Source organism: Embleya scabrispora DSM 41855 (assembly GCF_000372745.1).
GTDB classification, from domain to species: domain Bacteria; phylum Actinomycetota; class Actinomycetes; order Streptomycetales; family Streptomycetaceae; genus Embleya; species Embleya scabrispora.
This window is the reverse complement of the sequence record NZ_KB889672.1, coordinates 42,649-64,457: the sequence shown is the minus strand read 5'-3', so window position 1 is coordinate 64,457 and position 21,809 is coordinate 42,649. Positions and strand designations below refer to the sequence as shown.

At 70.3% G+C, this 21,809-nt stretch carries 27 protein-coding genes; 11 read left to right on the top strand and 16 right to left on the bottom strand.

The genetic code is table 11. The annotated features are described in order from the left end of the window. Positions 1 to 22: 22 nt before the first annotated feature. Entirely contained in the window at positions 23 to 631 is a 609-nt protein-coding gene (locus A3IC_RS0124055; RefSeq protein ID WP_020552618.1) for a suppressor of fused domain protein, read from the top strand. An 87-nt stretch (positions 632 to 718) separates the two neighbouring features. Here A3IC_RS0124055 and A3IC_RS0124050 read toward each other — a convergent pair whose 3' ends face one another. The 4 genes from A3IC_RS0124050 to A3IC_RS0124035 all read right to left on the bottom strand — a co-directional run bounded on the left by A3IC_RS0124050 (position 719) and on the right by A3IC_RS0124035 (position 3,236). Then, complete coding sequence (locus A3IC_RS0124050) at positions 719 to 1,147, bottom strand: universal stress protein (protein ID WP_026218661.1); 429 nt, start codon at positions 1,145 to 1,147, stop codon at positions 719 to 721. Between the two features lie 453 nt (positions 1,148 to 1,600). Next, complete coding sequence (locus A3IC_RS56260) at positions 1,601 to 2,236, bottom strand: NUDIX domain-containing protein (protein WP_245599415.1); 636 nt, start codon at positions 2,234 to 2,236, stop codon at positions 1,601 to 1,603. A gap of 26 nt (positions 2,237 to 2,262) precedes the next feature. After that, positions 2,263 to 2,454, bottom strand: a complete 192-nt coding sequence (locus A3IC_RS65205; RefSeq protein ID WP_079026642.1) for a DUF397 domain-containing protein — start codon at positions 2,452 to 2,454, stop codon at positions 2,263 to 2,265. After that, positions 2,451 to 3,236 carry a helix-turn-helix domain-containing protein gene (locus A3IC_RS0124035; RefSeq protein WP_026218660.1) on the bottom strand — a complete coding sequence of 262 codons (786 nt, stop codon included), beginning with the start codon at positions 3,234 to 3,236 and terminating at the stop codon, positions 2,451 to 2,453. The genes A3IC_RS65205 and A3IC_RS0124035 overlap by 4 nt, the downstream gene beginning before the upstream one ends. A gap of 183 nt (positions 3,237 to 3,419) precedes the next feature. On the opposite strand from A3IC_RS0124035, the gene A3IC_RS0124030 reads away from it, so the two are divergent. The 5 genes from A3IC_RS0124030 to A3IC_RS56250 all read left to right on the top strand — a co-directional run bounded on the left by A3IC_RS0124030 (position 3,420) and on the right by A3IC_RS56250 (position 6,727). Beyond that, the gene (locus tag A3IC_RS0124030; RefSeq protein WP_020552613.1) at positions 3,420 to 3,608 is read left to right on the top strand and encodes a hypothetical protein; all 189 of its coding nucleotides are present in this window, start codon (positions 3,420 to 3,422) and stop codon (positions 3,606 to 3,608) included. Positions 3,609 to 3,610: 2 nt separating this feature from the next. Continuing rightward, complete coding sequence (locus A3IC_RS0124025) at positions 3,611 to 3,883, top strand: hypothetical protein (protein WP_040877104.1); 273 nt, start codon at positions 3,611 to 3,613, stop codon at positions 3,881 to 3,883. A 519-nt stretch (positions 3,884 to 4,402) separates the two neighbouring features. Beyond that, positions 4,403 to 4,615 (top strand): putative ATP-grasp-modified RiPP, encoded by a 213-nt coding sequence (tgmA, locus tag A3IC_RS68905; RefSeq protein WP_026218659.1) that lies wholly within the window; start codon positions 4,403 to 4,405, stop codon positions 4,613 to 4,615. Positions 4,616 to 4,946: 331 nt separating this feature from the next. Then, positions 4,947 to 5,588 (top strand): ATP-grasp domain-containing protein, encoded by a 642-nt coding sequence (locus tag A3IC_RS56255; RefSeq protein WP_158696077.1) that lies wholly within the window; start codon positions 4,947 to 4,949, stop codon positions 5,586 to 5,588. Then, entirely contained in the window at positions 5,585 to 6,727 is a 1,143-nt protein-coding gene (locus A3IC_RS56250) for a methyltransferase domain-containing protein (protein WP_020552608.1), read from the top strand. The genes A3IC_RS56255 and A3IC_RS56250 overlap by 4 nt, the downstream gene beginning before the upstream one ends. Before the next feature lie 56 nt (positions 6,728 to 6,783). Here the strand turns inward: A3IC_RS56250 and A3IC_RS56245 are convergent, their stop codons facing one another. After that, positions 6,784 to 7,872 (bottom strand): NYN domain-containing protein, encoded by a 1,089-nt coding sequence (locus A3IC_RS56245; RefSeq protein WP_020552607.1) that lies wholly within the window; start codon positions 7,870 to 7,872, stop codon positions 6,784 to 6,786. Positions 7,873 to 8,192: 320 nt separating this feature from the next. On the opposite strand from A3IC_RS56245, the gene A3IC_RS68900 reads away from it, so the two are divergent. Then, complete coding sequence (locus A3IC_RS68900; RefSeq protein WP_020552606.1) at positions 8,193 to 8,354, top strand: hypothetical protein; 162 nt, start codon at positions 8,193 to 8,195, stop codon at positions 8,352 to 8,354. Positions 8,355 to 8,510: 156 nt separating this feature from the next. Here the strand turns inward: A3IC_RS68900 and A3IC_RS0123990 are convergent, their stop codons facing one another. The 4 genes from A3IC_RS0123990 to A3IC_RS0123970 form a co-directional block, all read right to left on the bottom strand. Further along, the gene (locus tag A3IC_RS0123990) at positions 8,511 to 9,137 is read right to left on the bottom strand and encodes an MBL fold metallo-hydrolase (protein ID WP_020552605.1); all 627 of its coding nucleotides are present in this window, start codon (positions 9,135 to 9,137) and stop codon (positions 8,511 to 8,513) included. After that, positions 9,134 to 10,219, bottom strand: a complete 1,086-nt coding sequence (locus A3IC_RS0123985; RefSeq protein WP_020552604.1) for an S-(hydroxymethyl)mycothiol dehydrogenase — start codon at positions 10,217 to 10,219, stop codon at positions 9,134 to 9,136. The genes A3IC_RS0123990 and A3IC_RS0123985 overlap by 4 nt, the downstream gene beginning before the upstream one ends. A 159-nt stretch (positions 10,220 to 10,378) precedes the next feature. Then, on the bottom strand, positions 10,379 to 11,227 hold the full coding sequence (locus A3IC_RS0123975; protein ID WP_020552602.1) for a PHP domain-containing protein: 849 nt from the start codon (positions 11,225 to 11,227) through the stop codon (positions 10,379 to 10,381). A 179-nt stretch (positions 11,228 to 11,406) separates the two neighbouring features. Beyond that, positions 11,407 to 12,042 (bottom strand): DUF6758 family protein, encoded by a 636-nt coding sequence (locus tag A3IC_RS0123970; RefSeq protein ID WP_079026639.1) that lies wholly within the window; start codon positions 12,040 to 12,042, stop codon positions 11,407 to 11,409. A gap of 188 nt (positions 12,043 to 12,230) precedes the next feature. Here A3IC_RS0123970 and A3IC_RS0123965 point away from each other — a divergent pair, with 188 nt between their 5' ends. Both A3IC_RS0123965 and A3IC_RS0123960 read left to right on the top strand, forming a co-directional pair. Next, positions 12,231 to 12,632 carry an NUDIX hydrolase gene (locus A3IC_RS0123965; protein WP_020552600.1) on the top strand — a complete coding sequence of 134 codons (402 nt, stop codon included), beginning with the start codon at positions 12,231 to 12,233 and terminating at the stop codon, positions 12,630 to 12,632. Beyond that, positions 12,629 to 13,573 (top strand): ribokinase, encoded by a 945-nt coding sequence (locus A3IC_RS0123960; RefSeq protein ID WP_191864081.1) that lies wholly within the window; start codon positions 12,629 to 12,631, stop codon positions 13,571 to 13,573. Before A3IC_RS0123965 ends, A3IC_RS0123960 begins: the two co-directional genes overlap by 4 nt. 145 nt (positions 13,574 to 13,718) lie before the next feature. On the opposite strand, the gene A3IC_RS0123955 is transcribed toward A3IC_RS0123960, so the two are convergent. The 4 genes from A3IC_RS0123955 to A3IC_RS56235 all read right to left on the bottom strand — a co-directional run bounded on the left by A3IC_RS0123955 (position 13,719) and on the right by A3IC_RS56235 (position 17,869). Beyond that, positions 13,719 to 14,225 (bottom strand): MaoC family dehydratase, encoded by a 507-nt coding sequence (locus A3IC_RS0123955; protein ID WP_020552598.1) that lies wholly within the window; start codon positions 14,223 to 14,225, stop codon positions 13,719 to 13,721. A gap of 291 nt (positions 14,226 to 14,516) precedes the next feature. After that, on the bottom strand, positions 14,517 to 15,209 hold the full coding sequence (locus A3IC_RS56240; RefSeq protein WP_052173755.1) for a class I SAM-dependent methyltransferase: 693 nt from the start codon (positions 15,207 to 15,209) through the stop codon (positions 14,517 to 14,519). A gap of 85 nt (positions 15,210 to 15,294) precedes the next feature. Next, on the bottom strand, positions 15,295 to 16,188 hold the full coding sequence (locus A3IC_RS0123945) for an alpha/beta fold hydrolase (RefSeq protein WP_026218656.1): 894 nt from the start codon (positions 16,186 to 16,188) through the stop codon (positions 15,295 to 15,297). Between the two features lie 106 nt (positions 16,189 to 16,294). Further along, entirely contained in the window at positions 16,295 to 17,869 is a 1,575-nt protein-coding gene (locus tag A3IC_RS56235; RefSeq protein ID WP_020552596.1) for a DEAD/DEAH box helicase, read from the bottom strand. Positions 17,870 to 18,305: 436 nt separating this feature from the next. Between A3IC_RS56235 and A3IC_RS0123935 the strand changes: the two genes are divergently transcribed. Continuing rightward, the gene (locus tag A3IC_RS0123935; protein ID WP_052173753.1) at positions 18,306 to 18,986 is read left to right on the top strand and encodes a ferritin-like fold-containing protein; all 681 of its coding nucleotides are present in this window, start codon (positions 18,306 to 18,308) and stop codon (positions 18,984 to 18,986) included. Between the two features lie 128 nt (positions 18,987 to 19,114). On the opposite strand, the gene A3IC_RS0123930 is transcribed toward A3IC_RS0123935, so the two are convergent. The 3 genes from A3IC_RS0123930 to A3IC_RS0123920 form a co-directional block, all read right to left on the bottom strand. Further along, on the bottom strand, positions 19,115 to 19,345 hold the full coding sequence (locus A3IC_RS0123930; protein WP_020552594.1) for a DUF3107 domain-containing protein: 231 nt from the start codon (positions 19,343 to 19,345) through the stop codon (positions 19,115 to 19,117). A 186-nt stretch (positions 19,346 to 19,531) separates the two neighbouring features. Next, a complete protein-coding gene (locus A3IC_RS0123925) occupies positions 19,532 to 20,170 on the bottom strand; it encodes a TetR/AcrR family transcriptional regulator (RefSeq protein ID WP_020552593.1) in 639 nt (212 codons plus the stop codon). Positions 20,171 to 20,390: 220 nt separating this feature from the next. Next, positions 20,391 to 20,636 carry a hypothetical protein gene (locus tag A3IC_RS0123920; protein WP_020552592.1) on the bottom strand — a complete coding sequence of 82 codons (246 nt, stop codon included), beginning with the start codon at positions 20,634 to 20,636 and terminating at the stop codon, positions 20,391 to 20,393. 226 nt (positions 20,637 to 20,862) lie between these two features. On the opposite strand from A3IC_RS0123920, the gene A3IC_RS0123915 reads away from it, so the two are divergent. Then, positions 20,863 to 21,804, top strand: coding sequence for an alpha/beta fold hydrolase (locus A3IC_RS0123915; protein WP_245599413.1), 942 nt, complete (start codon positions 20,863 to 20,865; stop codon positions 21,802 to 21,804). The last annotated feature ends 5 nt before the right edge of the window (positions 21,805 to 21,809 follow it).

The window sequence follows — 21,809 nt, the reverse complement described above, 5'->3', positions numbered from 1 at the left end:
GACGGCGAATTAGCATGCGGGCATGTTCGACTTCACGCCGGGACCCGAGCCGGTCGACCCCACTCCGCAGGTCGAGGCACATCTGACTGCCGCGTTCGGCGACCCGACCGGCCGGGCCGGCGTCACCTTCGTCGGCGCCGATCGCATCGAGGTGCTGCGCTTCGGGCCGGACGCCGGGGGTGTGGTCCGGTACGCGACGTTGGGCATGTCCCGGGCCCCGATGGCCGATCCGGCGGCGCTGCTGGCCGACCCGGTCGCGGGCCCGCGGGCGGAGTTGGTGCTCTCGGTGCGCGGCGGACACGACTCGGTGTTGCGTCCGTTGGCCGTGCTGGGCGCGACTCCGCAGGTGGAGGGCCTGGTGATCGCGCCCGGCGCGTCGCTCGACCTGGGTGGCCCGCTGTGGGACGGCGCCGCCTTCCACGCGGTGCTGGTCGCCGAGCCCGGTGGCCTGCTCGCCGACCTGGCGCTGCCGGATCCGGCCGACCCGGTCCGGTTCTTCCCGCTGCTTCCGATGACGCCCGCCGAGGCTGCCTGGAAGCGGGCACAGGGCGCGGAGGCGCTCCAGGAGAAGTGGCTCAGCCACGGCACCGACCTTCGCGACCCCAACCGGCGTGCGGTGCCGCTGGGTTGAGGGGGAGATCAGCCGACCACCACACGCCGCGGGCCCCGGACGTCCCCTCGGGGGAAGGTGCGGGGCCCGCGCGTGTGGGCGGGTGGATTACGGGATCAGCAGTACCGGGCAGGCCGAGCGGTGGGCGACCGTGTCGCTGACGCTGCCCAGGAACAGGCTCGCCACGCCGCCGTGTCGACGCGCGCCCAGCACGACCAGGTCGGCGTCGAAGGTGCGGGCCTGATCCAGGACCGCGTTGGGTATGTCGCCGCGCACGGTTTCCTCGGTCCAGCCCTCGACGTTGCTCACGCCGGCCGCCTTGAGCGTGTCGACGGCCGAGGTGACCACCTTGACCGCCGCGTCGGCGGTCTCGTCCTCGACGACGCCGCCCACGCCGCCGCCGTCCACCACGTCCAGGGCCTGCACGTGCAGGACGCGGACGGCGGCTTCGCCGGCGACGGCCAGTCGGGCGGTGTGCGCCAGGACTTCGTCGGCTTCGGGGGTGGAGTCCACTGCGACCAGGATCCGCTGGTACATGTCGCGCACTTCCTTTTCCGCAGGTTTACAGGTTTTACAGCTGTCGAACTATTTCTACTCGCCCTGCCGAGTCGGGCGGCGGCAGGGTCAGGCGGCGGCCACGACGGGCTGCGGCGTACGCGCCGTCGGGGTGTCGCGGTGGTCGACGGTCGCGACCAGGAGCGGCACGTGCACGTCGAAGTGCTCCTCCAACGGCGCCGCGGCAGCGAGACCTCCGCACTCTCATGCGACCGACGTACCACGGTCGCGAGCCATGCTTGTTAGCTTCGCTAATAAGTGTAGCATGCATTTATATGGGCGATTGTGCGGCAAGAGGCACACCCGAACCGTGAGGGTCGGCGGTCGGCGTGGGTTGGCGCGGGTCGGCGTGGCGGGGAGTGGTCGGCGCGAGACGGGCTGGGCGGTGGGGGCGAGCGAGCCGGCAAGGGTCTTCCGTGACCGGTCGCACGTCCCCTATGCGGCCGGGTCGGGCCGTTCGCTACGCGCCGGGACGTACACCCGCGACGCGGCCGATACCCCATCCGGTCCGGCCGGGCGCGTCTGGAAGGGGGCGCGGGGTGCGGGTGGGCCGGCCGGGTCGTGGGAGCCGGCAAGCGGACGGCCTTGTGCGCCGTCCCATCCGTCGATGGCCACCTCGGGGCGCTTGCTCGCGAGGTACCGTTCCAACGCGTGCAGGGTCGACGGAACGAAGTCGGTCGGCAGGTCGTCCGTGTCGACCCAGGCCACAGCCGAGTGCTTGCCGGGCTCGGCGTTGACGGGCTCGCCGCCCCACTCCTCGGCAGCGAAGACCAGCACGACGAACCCCTCCGGCGCCTCCGGGCTGTGAGTGCTGTGCGTCACATGGGTGAGACGCAACGCCTGCGGCGCGACCACCAGCCCCGTCTCCTCGCGGAGTTCGCGAACTGCCGTGTGCGTGATGGGTTCCCCAGGCGCTGCTTTGCCGCTGGGCAGACTCCACATCCCGGGCGCGAACGTCTTGTTCTCGCCTCGACGCAGGAGCACGACCCGCCTGTTCACCCGGTCGTAGACGATGACGGAGGCGACGAGCATGACCATCAGCGGTGGCTCACACCCGACTTCCTCACGCACTTGCGCCTCTCACCTGTGACGTCGGATCACTGTTTGATGGACTGCATCAGAGCTGCCCAGGCGACCGGCGATATGGCCAGATGGCCGCGCGCTATGTCGTTGGAATCGCGTGCACCAACAGCGCTGTCGAGTGGCGCCACCTCAACGCATTCCTGGTCGCTCTGACCGCTGTAGGTCGACTTCCGCCAACCGGGGGACTGGGAGCGTGCCTTCGTCATGTGCTCTCCAAGAGGTCTCGCAGAAGCTGTTGCGAACGCGAGGGGGAAAGAGTCTCGGCTCGCAACAGATCGTATCGACGCTGAATTTCCGCGACGGCGTGGCCTTCGGTGATCATCTGCCCCTCGACCATGCCGGCCGCGTAGGCACACTCGCCGCGACCAGGAATCGAGAGCACGACGAATGCCCCATCCATGCAAGGGTGCAAGCCGCAGTCCATCGGGACTACTTCGAACACCACGTTCGACAATTCACTCACCTCCAGCAGATGCACGAGTTGTGGGCCGGCCACCCGTGGATCATGCTTCAGTCGGATGAGTGCGGCCTCGTCCACTGCCGCCCAGTACTGCGGCGCCTCCTTCTTGGTGAGCAAGCGCTTTCGCTTGAGTCGACGCGCAACCCAGGACTCGACGATCGCCGGCGGAAACCTGGCCTTGTGCAGGAGGGCCCGGACGTAATCCTCGCACTGGAGCAGTCCGGGAATCGCCTGCGGCTGGAAGGTACGGATGCGGGATGCCTGCTGCTCGGACTCCGCGAAGGTCTCGAACCAACTGAGCCGCCCCTCCGCCAAGCGGTACGCGTGGAAGGCGGTGGCGATCAGCAGGCCCGTTCCGCCAAGGGCTCGATCGAGATCGGCCGCGAACTCGGGGCTGGGCCGTCGCTCGGCGGTCTCTATCTGTCCAACAAACGACCCTGTTGAATGCAAGTCGCTCCCGAGCTTCTGCTGCGTCATGCCTGCGAGTTTGCGGAGAAATCGCAGGTGTGCGCCGAAGAGGTCCCACATCGAGGCTTCCGGATCAAGATCTTTCGCTGTCGGCATTCTGCGCCTATCCCTCAGATTCCACTGCTGAACGCTGCACCGTTCCCAAGGTAGCCCCAAAGGTGTTCTCTCAGTAGTGGATCAGTCACACAGAAGCAGGTCGCCCCGGTGTACCTGCTCGGATCAGCACTTCGTCAGGAGAGATCCATGGGCGTGGGGGAGGGCAAGAGCCGGATGACCATGAGCGTCTACCGCCTCTACCCCAACGGTGAACGCGAGGACATCAAGCCTCGCGAGGACTTCGAACTAGGCGATGCCACAAGGTTGTTGCCTCAAATGGGCAATGACGCGCAGAACGAATCGCCGATGTCGTGGCCGACGGCAACCGAGAGGTAGGCATGTTCACGATCGACACCACCGGCGCGGGGGACCGGACTTCGATTCGGATCGCACGCTGGGGAGTGCGCCATTTCGGCAAGCTGTTCCGCGATCCCTATCGCGGAACCGTCGGTCGCCTTCGTGAAGTCGAGGGTTTCCTGGCCGTGTTGCGGACGCGGGAGGGGCTGGAAGTCGCCTGCTCCGTGCGGCACTTGGTGGATGCCATAACCGGTGAGCCCGCAGCCGCGGTCACGGCCGGCACGGTGTCGACCTCGCGCAGCAGAAGCGGGTGACGCCGTGCGTATTGAGGGAACCACCGAAGCAGACAGGATGGCCGGGCGAATTCTGGCGTACCGGTACCTGGGGGCATCGGTGCACGAGGACGTGCGCGGCCCCACGGGGCGCGAAGGTGAACTGACCGCCGTCGACGGTCGACAGGCGTGGGTGCGAACCCGAAGCGGAATCGAATTCGTCGTACCGGTGCGCCGGTTGGTGATCGACACGTTGCCCGCGCCACGTGCGGGACAACCAGTGCGCCATCGCGACACCAAAGACACGATCGGCATCTACTTGTGCGTCCTTCCCGGGCCGGACGGCCCGAGCGCTGTCGTACAGCGTTGCGACGGAACGCCGATATGGGCCGGTCATCCGGACGACCTGGTACTCGATTACCCCACAGGCCGCGTCACCTGGCCGCCTCCCCCATGACTGCCGCACCGCCGCAAGTGGCGACGGGCGGCAGGTACGGCGCTACACGCTCCCCGCCGGACCACGTGCGGAGAGCGCCCGACACCCATTCACTGGAGGAAAAGATGACCAGCAGGGCAGCTCTGCCGGCTCCGTTCGGCATGCGGCACCTGACCGAAGCCCCCGCGCGACCGGTATTGACGATGCATTACGACCCGGAGCTTCAGATCGGCGTGACCGCCGGGGGCAACCCGTGGCATGTGTTGATGCCCGGGGACACCAAGACGGAGACCCAGCCGGATGGCAGGTCGGACGGCGACGGCACCGACTTGTGGTGAACCCTCGCGCCACGGTCGTAGTCGTCACCTCACCGGACGATGCCACCGCCGATCCGGTCGTCATGAAACTGTCCGAACGTGGTGTTGACGTAGTGCGGTTCGACACGGCCGAGTTTCCTGCCCGTGCCACCCTGGCCGCCTCCCTCACGGGGGGCGGCTGGGGCGTGCCCTCCGTGTCGGCACTCGCACGATCGACCTGGCTCGCGTCCGGAGTGTCTGGTGGCGAAGGCCGGGCGAGTTCCGTCTGCCGGGCAATTGGACCGAGACCGCCCGTACATTCGCCGCCTCCGAGGCCCGTGCCGGACTGCTCGGGGTGCTCGGGTCGCTGCCCGTGCGGTGGATCAACCACCCCACGGCCAACCTCGCCACGAACTACAAGCCGATGCAATTGGCCGTCGCCGCGACTCTCGGCCTCGACCCTCCGGCGACGGTCGTCACCACCGACCCGACGCACGCCGCGTCGTTTGCCAGGGCTCACGGCGCGGCGGGGCGCGAGGTCATCTACAAGGCCCTCGGTGGTGGCGTGCACACAGCGCAGATGACCGCGACGATTCCCACGACCGTGGTGGATTCGGAAAGTATGGACGAGTCGATCGCGTCTACGGCGGTCCTGCTCCAGGAGCGCGTGGCCAAGGCGTTCGAGGTCAGGCTCACGGTCGTGGGTCCCCGCATGTTCGCGGCGGCGATTCACGCCCACAGCAACGAGACGCGCCTGGATTTCCGGGTGGACTACGGCGCGTTGACGTACCGCTCGGTCCCCGTTCCGAACGAGGTCGCGGCCGGCGTGTCGGCCCTGATGGCGCACTTCGGTCTGTTCTTCGGCGCACTGGACTTCGCGGTTACCCCGGACGGTCGTTGGCGGTTCTTCGAAATCAACGCGAGCGGCCAGTACCGCTGGCTCGAACATCGACTCCCCGGGCTGGGCATCACCGATGCCCTGGTCGACGCCCTCTCGGAAGGGATCAGGCATTGAGAAGCTGGGACGACGCCGCCGCGACCTTGGCCGCAGACATCGCGGCCGATTCGCCGTGGCGGGACGCGGTTTCCCGCACGCCGCGTCACCTCCTTGTACCGAACTGGTGGGAGCAGGACGGCTTCGACTGGCGTCTCCACCGAGGGATACCCGACACGACGTCATGGATCGACACCGCTTATGCCGACCGAACGCTCGTCACGCAGGTCGGTGAACTGCACGCCGACATGGCCGGTGACGACGTCGGACCGCCGTCCGACCGACCTCCCACTTCGTCGACGACCTTGCCTTCGCTCGTGCTCCGGATGTTCGACGTCGCGGAGATCGAAGAGGACATGAGGGTGCTCGACCTCGGAACCGGTAGTGGCTATTCGGCCGCTCTGCTCGGACACCGCCTGGGCGACGATCGAGTGCTGTCGGTCGACGTGGACGAGTACCTGGTGGACGCCGCCCGCCGACGACTCGCGGCTTTCGGCCGCGTCCCGAGGATGGCGGCCGTCGACGCGACCCACACACTTCCCGAGGATGGGTTCGACCGCGCCGTGGCGATGTTCTCGACGCGAACGATTCCTTCGACGTGGCTGGCCGCCGTGCGACGCGGCGGCGTCATCTCGACCACGCTCGCCGGGACTTCCCTCCACCTCCGGGTAACCGTGACGGATGCGACACACGCTCAGGGGCGCGTCGTGTCGGACGAGGCGCGGTTCATGCGGGCACGCACCGGCCCCGAGGACGGGTCCGCCCTGCACCGCGTGTACCTCTCTGCGCGAACCGCCGAAGGTGACGAAGTCCGGGCTTTCGACGGCGACGTGCCGAATCTTCGGGACGACCGGCGGCTGGCTTTGCTCCTCGAACTGCTGCGTCCGGCCATCGACCATCGGTGGATCGACCTCGACGACCGCTCGGTGGTGTGGTTGTTGCACCCGTCCGGTTCATGGGCCCGTGCCGAAGTGCCGAAATCCGGAGGCCGGCCGACCGTGCACTCGGCGGGCCCGCTGGATCTGTGGGGACACCTGGACCGGGCCCGGCAGCTGACCTCGGAACACGGCCCGATCGACCCGCTCTCCCTGGCCATCGAGATCGATCCGGATGGCCGGCGAATCACCTGGCCTGCCGCGGGCCTGTCTTTCCCGCTTTGACAACCACTTCGCGCCGCACGCCCGGCTTCGGGCCGCCGGCCCTGGCAAAGGTCCGCTCAGCCCTCCGTCAGCTCCGTGCCCGGGAGGCCGAATTCCTGGTTGAGGCGGTCCCAGAAGCCGTTGCGCAGCGCGCGGCGCAGGTCCTCGTGGGGGCGGAGCGAATACTGCAGCACACTTTCCGCGTCCACGAGCAGGCCCCGGTCGATCGCCTGCGGCAACATCGGCCCCGGCATCAGGTCGGCCAGGTTCTCCCGGCCGCGCACCACCAGCCAGCGTTTGGCGATCTCCTGGCCGATGTGCCACGCCTGGTCGGCGGTCGGCGGGCCGCCCGGCTGGACCGCGAGCGCGCCGGCGTGCGAGGGCGGCAACATCACCGGCGTCACGCACGTCTCGCAGAACTCGCGGTGCAGCATTCGGGTGACGTCGGCCTCCCACACCAGCGGATCGGCCTGGTTGGTGCCGTAGGCCGGCTCCACGCCCCACAGGTGCACCCGTACGCCGTAGGACTGGGCCGCCTCGACCGCGGACACCAGGTCCTCGTCGCCGCTGATCACCACGGCGTCGTCGATCGCGTGGTTGCGCGCCAGTGATTCGAGGTCGCTGCGGATCAGCGAGTCGACACCCTTTTGCTGATTGTGCGCGTTGAGGTTGCCGAGCCGGACTTTCACATCGGGCAGTTCGGCGATCTGCCGCTGCTCCACGGTGTGCACCCGCTCGCGCGCGCCGTCGTACCAATACACCCGCAGCAGCCGGCCCTCCGGGAAGACCCGACGTGCCTCGTCGATCAGGCCGGTGATCAGTTGCTCGGCGTCCACCCGGAAGGCCCGGCGCTCGGCCGAACCGGCCACCAGCAGGCCCATCGCCGCGTACACGTAGCCGACGTCGACGAACAGCGCGTGGGTGCCGAAGTGCAGGGGCGGTGAGACGGACTGGACCAGTACGGCCGGTCGGGTGAACGGCTCCGTCAGCTCGGGCAGTGCTCCGGGTGTGTCTTCGAAGCCCGCGACGGGATGGTCCTCCAGCGGCCCGCCCCGCTCGGCGCCGAGGTCCCCGCCGGCTTCGGGCACCACGGCGCCGAAGACGGCCGTCGCGCCCGACCGGACGTCGTCCTCTCCCGGATCGTGCAAAGTCTCTCGTCCTCCCATGGCGGCTGCGCGTTCGGCGGCGGGTCGATGTGTGTCGATGTGTTCAGACCGGCATTGTCCTATGCCGGTCGCCGTCACGTCCTCGCTTGCCTCGCGTGCGATGTCGCGTCATGCGTCACGTGTAAGTCGAGGAAAGTCAGGAAAGGAACATTTCAGTCACGGGAATGCTATCGGTGTGACTGCTGTTGTTCAGATCGGTGCCGGTAGTGACCCGTGTGGGTCAGGGTGATCCATCTGGATCCCGGCACCCACTCTTTGTAGACGGGGTCGTGGACCATGCGATCCCGTGCGACTTCGGACCGGAGGGAAGGGAGACGCGTATGCGTTACCGAATCACCAACCTCAGCCGAGCCCAGGAAAAGACCGGGGTCAACCCGGTCAACTGCGCCGATATCGACACCGTGCAGGCTGCCCTGAAGCGCGCCGAGGCATTCGGCGAGCGCCTGTACATCCGCCCCGTCAAGGTGGCGGACGCCGGCTGATTTGCGATTGAAACCGAGGGCGCTTCCCCGCTTGGGGGAAGCGCCCTCGTCATGTCCGCGGGCACCCCGTTCGCCCGGCCCGGTGCGCCCGGACCGGGCCGGGTTCGGCGCGCCCGCGCCCGGGCCGGGCGGCTCGGGGCCCTCGGGCCCGACGGCTCAGTGCCCTCGGGCCACCCACGCGTCGTAGTCCTTCGCCTCCGCGCCGATCGTCGTCTCGTCGCCGTGTCCGGTGAGCACGCGGGTGCCCTCGGGCAGCGCGAGCAGACGCCCCTTGATCGAGTCGAGGATCACCGGGAAGGACGAGAACGAGCGCCCGGTGGCACCGGGGCCGCCCTTGAACAGCGTGTCGCCGGAGAAGAGCACGGCGGCCTCCGGCGCGTACAGGCACACCGCGCCCGGTGCGTGGCCCGGCGTGTGCACCACCCGCAGCTCGGTGCCCGCGACGGTGATCACCTCGCCGTCGGCCAACGCGACGTCCGGCGCGCGGTCCGGGTACACCGCGTCCCACAACATCCGGTCCCGCGGGTGCAGGTGGATCGGCGCGCCGGTGCGTTCGGCCAACTCCGCGGCGGCGTTGATGTGGTCGTTGTGGCCGTGGGTGAGCAGGATGCCGGTCACCGTACGGTCGCCGACCCCGGCCACGATCGCGGCCGCGTCGTGCGCGGCGTCCACGATCACCACCTCGCGGTCGTCGCCGACGATCCACACGTTGTTGTCCACGTCGAAGTCCTGGCCGTCGAGCGAGAAGACGCCCGACGTGACCACGTGATCGATCCGCGTCACAGGATCACCACCGAACGCAGCACGTCGCCGTGGTGCATCTTCTCGAACGCGGCCTCGACGTCCTCCAGGGTGATCCGCTCGCTGACGAACGCGTCCAGGTCGAAGCGCCCCTGGCGGTACAGGTCGATCAGCGTCGGGAAGTCGCGCGAGGGCAGGCAGTCGCCGTACCAGGACGACTTGAGCGCGCCACCGCGGCCGAAGACGTCGAGCAGCGGCAGCTCGATGGTCATCTCCGGGTTGGGCACACCCACCAGGACCACGGTCCCGGCCAGGTCGCGGGCGTAGAACGCCTGCTTGTAGGTCTCCGGGCGGCCGACCGCGTCGATCACCACGTCCGCGCCGAACCCGCCGGTCAGTTCGCGGATCGCCTCGACCGGGTCGCCCGCCTTCGAGTTCACCGTGTGGGTGGCGCCGGCCCGGCGCGCCCACTCCAGCTTCCGGTCGTCCAGGTCGACGGCGATGATCTTCGCCGCGCCCGCGAGCCGGGCACCGGCGATGGCCGCGTCGCCGACGCCGCCGCAGCCGATCACCGCGACCGTGTCGCCGCGCCCGACGTTGCCGGTGTTCACCGCGGCGCCCAGGCCGGCCATCACACCGCAGCCCAGCAGGCCGGCCGCGGCGGGGTCCGCCTCGGGGTCGACCTTGGTGCACTGTCCGGCGGCGACCAGCGTCAGTTCGGCGAACGCGCCGATGCCGAGCGCGGGGCTCAGTTCGGTGCCGTCCTCCAGGGTCATCTTCTGCTTCGCGTTGTGCGTCGCGAAGCAGTACTGCGGACGGCCGCGTCGACACGCACGACAATCGCCGCACACCGCACGCCAGTTCAGGATCACGAAGTCGCCCACGGCCACTTCGGTGACGCCCTCGCCGACCGACTCCACCACACCGGCGGCCTCGTGGCCGAGCAGGTACGGGTACTCGTCACCGATGCCGCCCTCGCGGTAGTGCAGGTCCGTGTGGCAGACGCCGCACGCCCGGACCCGCACACGCGCCTCGCCCGGACCCGGGTCCGGCACCACGATGGTCTCGATCGAGACCGGTGCGCCCTTGCTGCGCGCGACGACGCCGCGTACCGACTTGCTCATGTCCTCCGCCTCTCCCCAACCGCTGGATGCTCCGCTTCGCACCTTATGGCTTCGCCTCGACGAAGCCCCGGACCCCGTCCGCGCTCAGCTGTACGGCGCTCGCGGACAGCGGGAGGAGCGCGGCGAAGGACGAGCCGAGGATGGTGACGTCGAACCGGTTCATGGGGTGATGGGTCCTGCTCCTGTCGCCAGTTCCGCGATGGCCCCGTACGACTCCGGATCTGTGGTGTTTTCTCCGAGATCGATCGTTTTGCGGGTGCCGTGATAGTCACTCGAACCGGTGGTGATCAGCCGCAGGTCGCCGGCGAGCCCACGCAGGTGTGCCCGCATCGCGTCGTCGTGGTCCATGTGGTCCACCTCGATCCCGGCCAGGCCGGCTTCCGCCAGCTCGGCGATCGTGGCGTCCGTGACGGTCCGACCGCGCTTGACCGCACCCGGATGCGCGAACACCGCGACCCCGCCCGCGGCGCCGATCAGCCGAACGGCGTCGACCGCGTGGATCTCGTACTTCTTGACGAACGCCCGCCCGCCGTCCGCCAGCCACTCCGCGGTGAACGCGCCGGAGACGTCCGCGACCACGCCCGCCTCGACCAGCGCGGTGGCCACGTGCGGCCGGCCCACCGCGCCCTCGCCCGCGATCTCCCGGACCCGGTCCCAGGTGATCGGCGCGCCGAGTTCGCGGCAGCGCTCGACCATCGCCTCGGCCCGGCGCACCCGGTCGGTGCGCGCCAGTTCGCGGGCCCGGGCGAACTCCGGCTCGGTCGGGTCGAACAGGTAGCCCAGCATGTGCAGGCTGATCCCGTCCTCGGCCACGCAGGAGATCTCCGCGCCCCGGACCAGGGTCAACCCGTGCGGCAGCGCCTCCGCCGCGGCCGTCCAGCCGGCGGTGGTGTCGTGATCGGTGATCGCGACCACGTCGAGACCGGCCGCGCGCGCCTTGACGACCAGTTCGGCGGGCGTGTCGGTGCCGTCGGATGCGGTGCTGTGGGTGTGCAGGTCGATGCGCACGCTGACCTCGTCTGCCGGGAGGGTCGATGGACGCTCCCGACCCTAACGACCCTGATCGAGCGCGTTCGTGGGGCCGTCCGGCCGGTCCGTGCGCAAGCCCTGCGGCCGGTTCGCGCAGCCCGTCCGGACCGTGCGCCCGCCGGGCGATCCACACGTCGCCCGCTCCGGTGGCGGTCCGGTCAGAACGCCAGCAGTTGCGGGGACAGCGCGCCGCACGGCAACAACTGCAACTCGGCGCCGGCTTCCCGCAGATCGGTGAGCACCACGTCGTCGTAGACGAGGTGGCCCGCCTTGCCCGGCCACAGGATCGCCCACAACCACAGGCCCATCGCCTCGCCCGCGTACACCGCGCGGTCGGGCGGCGCGTCGATCACACACCACAGCGGGGTCGGTCGACCGCCCGCCATCAGCTTCGCCGGTGCGGACTTGACGAAGTCGCCGCCCGGGTCGTGGCCGGGCAACCCGGCGTACCGGGCGCCGAGTCCGACGCCCACCTCCTCGGCGATCAGCAGCAGTTCGCCGCGTCCGCCCAGCGGCGCGGGACCCGTACACGCCACCGCGACGGCCCGCGAGCCGTCCCGATCGTCGCCCGCGTGCGCGACGCCGGTGTACAACCAACCGACCGGAAGTGGCCAGGGCAACCAGACCGGGACCCGCGAGCGGCGCACCACCGCATCCAGCGCCTCGACGCTGGGCGGCACGACAGGTTGCAGCGGAGGAACGGCTCCATGGATCTCGCACTCCCACGTCTGTGCGAACAGACCCGGAGCGCGGACCCGGCCGCCGCAGCGGGGGCAGCTCGGCTCGCCCTTCATAGGACAAGACGGTCCACTGCCCGGGGCTTCGCGTCAAGGACGATCACTCCTTCGGTGCGTTCACACCGCCGACCGGCGTACGGGGAGCGCGCGCACGCCGGATCCGCGCGCCCTCGCGCTGCCGGCGCCGCGCGGTCGGCAGCCGATCTCCCGTTGCGCGTCGGCGCCGGGCACTAGGCTCGGCAGGCATGCGGCTCATTCCCTGCGTCGGCGCGATCGTCCTCGACTCCGAGGGTCGGGTGCTCCTGGTGCAACGCGCGAAAATGCCGGGCGAGGGACAGTGGTCGCTGCCCGGCGGGCGGGTCGAGGAGGGTGAGACCGACGCGGTCGCGCTCGCCCGCGAGATGGCCGAGGAGACCGGACTTCAGGTGACCGTCGGACCGCTCGTCGGCTCGGTGTCGCGACCCGCGCCCGACGGTGGGATGTACGAGATCAGGGACTACGCCTGCACGCCGCACGGCGGGGCGCTGCGCGCGGGCGACGACGCGAACGCGGTGCGGTGGGTGGCGACCGGCGCGCTGAGTCGGCTCGATCTGGTCGACGGACTGCTCGACGCTCTGCGCGAGTGGAACGTGCCGGGGGTGTCGTGAGCGGGAGTGTCGCGAGCGGGACCGGAGCGCGGGGGGAGCACGCGCGGTTGCTCGTGGTCGGGTCGATCAACGCCGACCTGGTGGTCCGGGTGCCGGCACATCCGCGACCGGGCGAGACGGTCCTGGGCGGTGACCTGGCCGTGCACCCGGGTGGCAAGGGCGCCAATCAGGCGGTCGCGGCGGCCCGACTGGGTGCCGACGTCGCGCTCGCCGGGCGGGTCGGCGACGACGACCACGGCCGGATGTTGCTCGCGACGCTGCGTCGGGAGTGCGTGCGTACCGATGCGATGCGGACCGTGCCCGGCGCCTCGGGCGTGGCGCTGATCGCGGTGGACGACGCGGGCGAGAACACCATCACCGTGGCGCCCGGGGCGAATGGGCGATTCGGGCCGGCGGACGTGGTCGACCTGGCGCCGGCGATCGAGGCCGCCGCGGTGGTCTCGCTCCAGTTGGAGATCCCGCTCGACACGGTGTCGGAGGTGGTCCGGCGCTGTGTGGCGGCGGATACCCGGGTGGTGCTGAACCTGTCGCCGGTCGTGCCGAGGGACGTGTCGATCGCCGCGTCGGTGTCGGGTGCGTGCGATCCGTTGGTGCTCAACGAGCACGAGGCGCGCGCGACCGCGGGCGGCGGCGACGCGCGTGCGGTGCTGAAGCTGTTGCGCTCGCTCGACGCGCGTCCGCGCTCGATCGTGCTCACGCTGGGCGGCGGCGGCGCGTTGGTCGCCGACGGCGACGCGGAGGTGGTGCACGTCGCGGCGCCGAAGGTGGCCGCGGTCGACACCACGGGCGCGGGCGACGCCTTCACCGGCGCGCTCGCGTGGCGGCTGGCGGTCGGCGACGACCCGGTCCCGGCGACCCGGTACGCGGTCCGGGTGGGCGCGGCGGCGGTTCGGCGCGCGGGTGCCCAGTCGTCGTATCCGACGGCGGACGAGCTGCCGTAGCGAGCGGGACGGTCACGAAGACTGCCGCAGGGCCGGCCGGGCAGACCGTGACGGTTGCCGTTCGACGCGAAAAGACGGGCGGGCCGCGCCGTCCCTGGGCGACCCGCCCGCGCTCGATTCCGGGGGGACCCCGGTCAGCGCCCGATCAGCCCTCGATCAACTCGGGGCGTCCGGGCTGCTCGCCGCCACGCTTCTCGCCGTAGCTCTCCTTGGGCACCATGACCTTGCGCTTGAACACGCACACGAGGGTGCCGTCCTGCTTGTAGCCCTTGGTCTCCACGTACACGACGCCGCGGTCGTCCTTGGACTTCGACTCCCACTTGTCCAGCACCAGGGTCTGCCCGTAGATGGTGTCCCCGTGGAACGTGGGTGCCACGTGTCGCAACGACTCGATCTCCAGGTTGGCGATCGCCTTGCCGGAGACGTCCGGCACCGACATGCCGAGCAGCAGCGAGTAGATGTAGTTGCCCACAACCACGTTCTTGCCGAAATCGGTGGTGTTCTCGGCGTAGTTGGCATCCATGTGCAGCGGGTGGTGGTTCATCGTGAGCAGACAGAACAGGTGGTCGTCGTACTCCGTCACGGTCTTCCCGGGCCAGTGCTTGTAAATGGCACCGACCTCGAACTCCTCGTAGTAGCGGCCGAACTGCATTTCGGTCCCCTCTCACCTGGTGGCACATCGAACAGGACGTTCGCGCCCGACGACCGCCGAGCCCCGGTCGGGTACCCGCCCTGATGGGTCGGGTGACGACGGCTCGACGACTGCGTCGGCGGATGGGTTCGAGGATAGGGAGCCGACGGGCCGCGACAGTAGTGGGCGGTCGGTGACGTGGGTCATGGACGGATGGGGGCGGATTCGCGTAGGGCGACGGCCCGACCGGCCGCAGGAGGCGTGCGGTCCCGGCGACGCCCGGTCAATCCTTGCGCGCCACGAAGTACACGTTCAGGAAGTCGCCCTCCAGCGAGTGCGTCCGGATGTCGGTGAAGCCGACCTCCGTGAGCGCGGCTCGGGCGGCCTGTTCGCCCAGACCGTGCCCAGACCCTCGCCGCCCTCGCCCAGCGAGACGGTCATGCGGTAGAACACCGAGAACGTATCCAGCGCGGGTCCCAGCGGGTGGTCCGAGTTCTCCTCCAGCTTGTTGGAGGCGGCGATCTCGCCCATCAGGAACACCCCGTCCGGGCGCAGCGCGTCGGACACGGCGGCCAGTGTGCGACCGGGACGGGCCAGGTCGTGGATCACGTCGAACGCGGTGATCAGGTCGTACGAGCCGAGCGGTTCGGCCGCGTCGACCACGGCGAACTCCACGTTCTCCAGGCCCAGTTCATCGGCCTCGCGGCGTGCGGCGGCGATTCCCCGAGTCGAGATGTCCACGCCGCGGACCCGGCTGCGCGGGAACGCCCGGGCCGGCACGTTCATCGCGTGTCCCCGGCCCGTGCCCACGTCCAGTACGTCGATCCCGGCCGTCAGCCGCTCGGTCAGCCCGGGCGCCGGCGGCAGTACGCCGTCCACCGGCGCCGCGTCCCGGACCCGGCCGGACTCCTCGGCCTGGAGCGCCTGGAAGCGCGGGTAGGCCGAGTACGGCACGCCGCCGCCCTGCCGGAACGCGTTCACGACCGGCTGCTCGACCTCGCCCATCAGCGCCAGGGTGCGATCTTGCGAGCCGACCGGTCGACACCGGCCCCGGCCCCGGACCTCGCGACGGCGAAGGTCCCGCCACCGTTCAGGTCCGATCCGGGTATGCCGCCACGCTCGCCCAGAAGTCGGCCAGCACCGCGGCGGTGGCGTCCGGCGATTCCACGTTCGGGGAGTGGTGCGTGTCCGGGATCACCACGTGCGGAACGCCCAGCCGGTCGGCCATCCCGGCCTGCCAGGGCAGCGGCCACGCATAGTCCTCGACACCGGAGACCACGAGCGCGGGCAGGCCGGCGGCCACGAGCGCGGCGAGTTCGGCCACCCGGTCGGGTTCGGTGCGCAGTTGTTCGGCCATGCCGAGCAGCCCCTCGGGCGTGGTGCCCAGCCAGCGGGCGTGCACGAACGCGGCGATCGCCGGGTCGGTGGGCGGCAGTAGGCCGGCCTCCAGTTCCACGGCCCGCATCGCGTCCCACACCTCCTGGCGGGTGAGCACCGGGAGCACCTCTTCGAGCATCAGCAGCCGGGTGACCTCGTCCGGGCAGATCGCCGCCGGTCCCGTGCTCATCAGGGTCAGCGAGGCCATTCGGTCCGGCGCGCGCAGCGCCACCGAGCGGCCCACCAGGCCGCCGAAGGAGTGCCCCACCAGATGGATCGGCTCGCCCGGGGCCACCGCGTCGGCGATCGCGAGCACGTCCGCCACGAGCGCGTCGCGGGTGTACGCCGCCGGGTCCGCCGGGCCCGCGGTCTCGTGCTGGCCGCGCTGGTCCACGGACACGGTACGGAAACCCCGTCGCGCGAGCGGGTCGCCGAGCGCGATGAAGTCCTCCTTGCTGCCGGTGAACCCGGGCACCAGCACGGCGGTGCCCAGGTACGGCACGGCGCTCGGCGGGGTGGAGTCCAAAACGGCGAATCGTCCGCGCCCGGTCGCCAGGCGACGGGAGCGGACGGTCCCGGGCAAGGTCAAAAAGCGTGGCGTGCTCACACTTCGAGCCTACTTACCCGCAGGTACGACAACGGCCCCCGCCGCGAAGCGCGGACGTGATCGTCCACACTCCACACCGGAGGCCGTTGGCCCGATGGCGCGGTTGTCAGCCCTCGTCGGTCGCGACGGCGCCGGCCTCGGCACCCTCGGGACGGCGACGGGTACGCCGGCGGCGACGGCGCGGCGCGCGCTCGCCGTCCGCGTCCGCGTCCCCCGCGACGGCCGGGCCGTCGACGGGAGCCGCCTGGGCGGGCACGGTCGAAGGCTCGACGAAGGTCGCGACGGTCGGGGCGATCACGACGGCCTCGCCGGTCTCACCGTTCACCCGACGACGGCGCCGCGAGCCCGGCGCCCGACGACGGCTGGGGTCGCTCGCCTCGGCGTCGGCCGAGTCCGGGCCCGACTCCGCCGGACCGGATGCGGCGGGACCGCTGCGGCTGCGGCCGGCGGTGCCCTTGCGGCCCGAGTTGCCCCGGCTGTTCTTGCCGGTCTCGCCCAGGTCCTCGACGTCCTCCGCGCCCAGGCCCGCACGGGTGCGGTCGGCGCGCGGCAGCACGCTGCCCACGGTGGTGGGGATGTCCAGGTCGGTGAACAGGTGCGGCGAGGTCGAGTAGGTCTCGACCGGGTCGGCGAAGCCCAGGTCCAGTGCCTTGTTGATCAGGCTCCAGCGCGGGATGTCCTCCCAGTCCACCAGCGTCACCGCGGTGCCCGAGGCACCCGCGCGGCCGGTCCGGCCGATCCGGTGCAGGTAGGTCTTCTCGTCGTCGGGGCACTGGTAGTTCACCACGTGGGTGACACCCTCGACGTCGATCCCGCGGGCCGCGACGTCGGTGGCCACGAGCACGTCCACCTTGCCGTTGCGAAACGCCCGCAGCGCCTGCTCGCGCGCGCCCTGGCCGAGGTCGCCGTGCACGGCGGCGGAGGCGAAGCCGCGCTCCGCCAGCCCCTGGGCCAGGTCGGCCGCGGTGCGCTTGGTCCGGCAGAACACCATCACCAGGCCGCGCCCGTTGGCCTGGAGCACTCGGGCCATCAGCTCGGGCTTGTCCAGACCGTGCGCGCGGTAGACACGCTGCTGGACCGACTTGACGGTGGCGCCCAGGTCGTCCGGCTCGGAGGCGCGGATGTGCGTGGGGCGGCTCATGTAGCGGCGGGCCAGGGTGATGATCTGGCCCGGCATGGTGGCCGAGAACAGCATCGTCTGGCGGCGCGCCGGGAGGCGCTCGACGATCTTCTCGACATCGGGCAAAAAGCCCAGGTCGAGCATCTCGTCGGCCTCGTCCAGGACGAGCATCTTGACCTCGGACAGGTTCACGTGACCCTGGCCGACCAGGTCGAGGAGCCGGCCCGGGGTGCCGACGACGACGTCGACGCCCTTCTTGAGGGTGTCGATCTGCGGTTCGTAGGCCCGGCCGCCGTACACGGCCAGCACGCGCACGTTGCGCAGCTTGCCCGCGGCCTGGAGGTCGTTGGTGACCTGTACGCACAGCTCACGGGTGGGGACGACGACCAGGGCCTGCGGCATCCGGCCGGCGACCGTGCCGGCGGGCGCGCGGCCGGCCTCGATGTCGGCCGCGACGGTGATCCGCTGCAGCAGCGGGATGCCGAAGCCGAGGGTCTTGCCCGTTCCGGTCTTGGCCTGGCCGATCACGTCGTTGCCGGACAGGGCGACCGGAAGGGTCATCTCCTGGACGGGGAAAGCCTCGATGATGCCGAGTGCCTCAAGTGCCTCGGCTGTCTCCGAAAGTACTCCGAGTTCGCGAAAAGTTGTCAGGGGTCCAGCCTCTTCTGTGTGGTTGGGGGCCGTCCGTACCGAAAGCGGGTCGAGACCGTGGCGCCCACGAAAATGCGGGGCGCTGCACGGGACCTCTCGCCTTCGGGCGGCCACCCGAGCGGGTCGGTCGGAGCCAGTCGTCCTCCGACCGGGCATCCGCGTTCACTACCACTGTACCCGGCGGCGTGCGGCCGGTGGGGTGATGCTCATTACTGCTTGTCCGGAGATGGGCGACTCCGCCCGGACGTGGTGCCCCCGTGGCCGCGATGCGCTCACTACGCTGCGTACTTGTGAACATCGCGGCACCGGTGGACGCCGCGGCGGCGGGACGAACGAAGGGGTGGACATGAGCGAGGGTGCGCAGCCGACCGGGGAGATGCGGGTCGCCGTGATCGAACTGCTCGGCGTGCTCGCGTACGGCGAGATCACCGCCTTCGAGCGGCTCGCCGAGGATGCCAAGATGGCGCCGACGGTGGACGACAAGGCGGCGCTGGCCGCGATGGCGGTGGCCGAGTTCCACCACTACACACTCCTGCGTGACCGGATCGCCGCGCTGGACGCGGATCCGGCCGAGGCGATGGACCCGTTCATCGCGCCGTTGGACGAGTTCCATGTGCACACCGCGCCCTCCGACTGGCTGGAGGGCCTGGTCAAGGCGTATGTGGGCGACGGCATCGCGGCCGACTTCTACCGCGAGGTGGCCGCGCACCTGGACGAGGTCAGCCGGGATCTGATCGTCGAGGTGCAGCGCGACACCGGGCACACGGCCTTCGTGGTCGACACGGTGCGCTCGGCTATCGAGCGCGACCCCAAGGTGGCGGGCCGGCTCGCGCTGTGGGGTCGGCGGCTGATGGGCGAGGCGCTCAGCCAGGCCCAGCGGGTCGCCGCGGAGCGGGACGCGTTGTCCACGATGCTGATCGGTGGCGGCGCCGGCCCCGGCTTCGACCTGGCCGAGATCGGGCGCATGTTCAACCGGATCACCGAGGCACATCAGCAGCGGATGGCCGCGCTCGGCCTGGCGTCCTGACCCGAGGACCCGCCCGCGGGCGAAGGCCCCGAAGAAGAAACCCGAGGGTGGGTGGCTCCGCGTGCGGAGCCACCCACCCTCGGGTTTCGTGGTGCCGATGCCGGCACCGGCGGTCGGGCGTCGGCTGCTCAGGCGTTGGCGCCGAAGCCGACCTTGCGCGCCGACGACTCGCCGATCTCGACGTAGGCGAGACGGTCGGCGGGCACGATCACCCGGCGGCCCTTCTCGTCCGTCAGGGACAGCAGCTTGGACGTGCCCGACAGCGCGTCGGCGATGGCCCGCTCGACGTCCTCCGGGTTGTCCGTGCTCTCCAGCACCAGCTCCCGCCCGGCGTGCTGTACGCCGATCTTGATCTCCACGGCTGTCCCTCCGGCCTTGAAATTCTGGAGATCGGCGCCGCGACACCCGCGGGCCGTACCTACCCCAGCAGGCTAGTCGAGAGCCGGGGTCACCGAACGCCATGACAGGTACGCCCAACGCGAACGCCGGACGGGAACAAGATCGCCCCCATGCCCGTAGCCGCAGGTCCGAACAGGTCCGCGCGGTCAGTGCGGCGGGTCGTCCTTGCGCGGGAACCGGGAGATGCCGCGCCAGGACAGCGACGAGACCAACAACGAGGCGGTGTCGCGCGGGATGGTCGCGCCGCGCGCGATCCAGTAGCGCGCGGTGACCTGCGCCATGCCGGTCAGGCCGATCGCCAGGAGCATCGACTCCTCCTGGCCCAGCCCGGTGTCCTCGGCGATGATCTTGCTGACCGCCTCGGCACACATCTCGCTGACCCGCTCCACGCGCTCGCGCACGGCGCTCTCATTGGTCAGGTCGGACTCGAAGACCAACCGGAACGCACCGCCGTCGTCGTCCACGAAGGCGAAGTAGGCGTCGACCGTGGCGGCCACCCGGAACTTGTTGTCGTGCGTCGACTCCAGCGCCCGCTGCACCGCGGCGAACAGGGCCTCGCAGTGCTGGTCGAGCAGCGCCAGGTACAGCTCCAGCTTGCCGGGGAAGTGTTGGTACAGCACGGGCTTGCTGACCCCGGCGCATTCGGCGATGTCGTCCATCGCGGCCGCGTGGTAGCCCTGCTTGACGAAGACTTCCTGGGCGGCGCCGAGGAGTTGCGTCCTGCGCGCGAGCCGGGGCAGCCGGGTACCGCGAGGACGGGGATCCGCATCCTGGATGGCTGTCACGGGACTCCTCAAGGTGTCGCTCAACGTGTCGCGGGCACCGGATGATTCGGTGATCCGGCGAGTTTCTCCACCACGTCATACTACTTTCGGGTAACCCAGGGCGTAAGTTTCGTGGCGCAACGAAACAGGATCCCGCGCTTCCGGTAACCCCCGCAAGGGGGCGCGTGAGGTGCGCGGAAAGGTCGCTGCGAGCGCCCTGGGGCGGCTTCCACGACGGTGCTCAGCGATAGTCGTCGTCCCCCCGGCGCCCGACCCCGCGGCGTTGTTCGGTCGCGTCCGCGGGATCCACGCCGTCGGGTACCGACTCCCACACCGCGTCGCCCTCACCGTCCTCCACTTCCACCGCGGTGCGTTGTTCCACCGCGTCGGGCACGGGAATTTCGGGGTCCTGGGTCGTGTCTTCGGAAACCGCGGCGTCACCGATGGTGACGTCTTCGAACTCGGGGGTGTCGTCGTTTCGGTGCATACGCCCTCCCTGCCCGTGTGGTTCGCCGCCATGCGGCGTTCCCGTAAGTCCATGATCCCCCCGATTCCGTTGCCGCACTTCGGGGATCGATGTCGAAACGTGATGTGCGGAGCGTTTACAGTGGCGTCATGAACCAGGGCATAAGAGCCGAGACCACCCGGTGCGACGAAGTCGGTCGAGGCATCCGCTCTTCCGTCTCAGTGATCATCTCGTAATATTGCCCACCGTGACGACCCTCAGCCCCGCAAGCGACGCCGACGCGACGCCTTGGCCTGCGCGTACGGTCGAAGTCGCCACCGGCAGTGAGGTCGTGGTGCGCCACGACGCGCTCCGCGACCGCGATCTGCCGCCCGCGATGATGATCCACGGCCTCGGCGGCTCCTCGCTGAACTGGACGGAACTGGCCGCCGAACTGCGGTCGGATCTTTCCGTGGAGATGATCGACCTGCCCGGCTTCGGGCACTCGCCGCCGCCGCGGAACCGGGACTACTCGATCTCCGCGCACTGTCGTGCGGTCGAGGGCGCGATCCTGTCGCTGCGCAAGGGCCCGGTGCACCTGTTCGGCAATTCGATGGGCGGTTCGGTGGCCACGCGGCTCGCCGCCCGCCGGCCGGACCTGGTCCGCACGCTGACGCTGATCTCGCCCGCGCTGCCGGACCTGCGGGTGCGCCCGTCGGTGCTGCCGACCGCGGCTCTCGGAGTGCCCGGCGTGGGCCGTGCGCTGCTGCGGCTCAGCCGCAACATGACGCCCGAGGACCGCACCAGGATGTCGATCGCGATGATGTACGGCAGCCCGGACGCGGTCGGCGAGAAAGCCTTCGCGGACGCCGCGGCCGAGTATCGGCGTCGGCTCGAACTCCCGTACATGATGGACGCGTTCTCGCACTCGACCCGGTCGGTCATCGGGGCCTACCTGGAGCGTGGCGAGCGGGCGCTGTGGCGGCAGGCGGCCGACGTGCGGGCGTCGACGCTGCTCGTCTACGGACGCCGGGACAAGCTGGTCGACGCGCGTATGGCCAAGCGCGCGACCGAGACCTTCCCGGACGCGCGACTGTTGGTGGTGCCCGATTCCGGGCACGTGGCCATGCTCGAACACCCCCGCGTGGTGGCCCGGGGTTTCCGCGAACTTCTCGACGGGGCCCTATCGCCGTCGAACGTGGTGGGGTGAACGCA

Excerpts from the sequence above, each read along its gene's own strand:
- A3IC_RS0123970 (WP_079026639.1), bottom strand. The coding sequence starts at position 12,042 with ATGAAGGGCGAGCCGAGCTGCCCCCGCTGCGGCGGCCGGGTCCGCGCT.
- A3IC_RS0123985 (WP_020552604.1), bottom strand. The coding sequence starts at position 10,219 with ATGAGCAAGTCGGTACGCGGCGTCGTCGCGCGCAGCAAGGGCGCACCG.
- A3IC_RS0124055 (WP_020552618.1), top strand. The coding sequence starts at position 23 with ATGTTCGACTTCACGCCGGGACCCGAGCCGGTCGACCCCACTCCGCAG.
- A3IC_RS56235 (WP_020552596.1), bottom strand. The coding sequence starts at position 17,869 with ATGACCCTTCCGGTCGCCCTGTCCGGCAACGACGTGATCGGCCAGGCC.
- A3IC_RS0123920 (WP_020552592.1), bottom strand. The coding sequence starts at position 20,636 with ATGCACCGAAACGACGACACCCCCGAGTTCGAAGACGTCACCATCGGT.
- A3IC_RS0124030 (WP_020552613.1), top strand. The coding sequence starts at position 3,420 with ATGGGCGTGGGGGAGGGCAAGAGCCGGATGACCATGAGCGTCTACCGC.
- A3IC_RS0124025 (WP_040877104.1), top strand. The coding sequence starts at position 3,611 with ATGTTCACGATCGACACCACCGGCGCGGGGGACCGGACTTCGATTCGG.
- A3IC_RS0123955 (WP_020552598.1), bottom strand. The coding sequence starts at position 14,225 with ATGCAGTTCGGCCGCTACTACGAGGAGTTCGAGGTCGGTGCCATTTAC.
- A3IC_RS0123935 (WP_052173753.1), top strand. The coding sequence starts at position 18,306 with ATGAGCGAGGGTGCGCAGCCGACCGGGGAGATGCGGGTCGCCGTGATC.
- tgmA (WP_026218659.1), top strand. The coding sequence starts at position 4,403 with ATGACCAGCAGGGCAGCTCTGCCGGCTCCGTTCGGCATGCGGCACCTG.
- A3IC_RS65205 (WP_079026642.1), bottom strand. The coding sequence starts at position 2,454 with ATGACGAAGGCACGCTCCCAGTCCCCCGGTTGGCGGAAGTCGACCTAC.
- A3IC_RS56245 (WP_020552607.1), bottom strand. The coding sequence starts at position 7,872 with ATGGGAGGACGAGAGACTTTGCACGATCCGGGAGAGGACGACGTCCGG.
- A3IC_RS0123965 (WP_020552600.1), top strand. The coding sequence starts at position 12,231 with ATGCGGCTCATTCCCTGCGTCGGCGCGATCGTCCTCGACTCCGAGGGT.
- A3IC_RS0124050 (WP_026218661.1), bottom strand. The coding sequence starts at position 1,147 with ATGTACCAGCGGATCCTGGTCGCAGTGGACTCCACCCCCGAAGCCGAC.
- A3IC_RS0124035 (WP_026218660.1), bottom strand. The coding sequence starts at position 3,236 with ATGTGGGACCTCTTCGGCGCACACCTGCGATTTCTCCGCAAACTCGCA.
- A3IC_RS68900 (WP_020552606.1), top strand. The coding sequence starts at position 8,193 with ATGCGTTACCGAATCACCAACCTCAGCCGAGCCCAGGAAAAGACCGGG.
- A3IC_RS56240 (WP_052173755.1), bottom strand. The coding sequence starts at position 15,209 with ATGGGCGAGGTCGAGCAGCCGGTCGTGAACGCGTTCCGGCAGGGCGGC.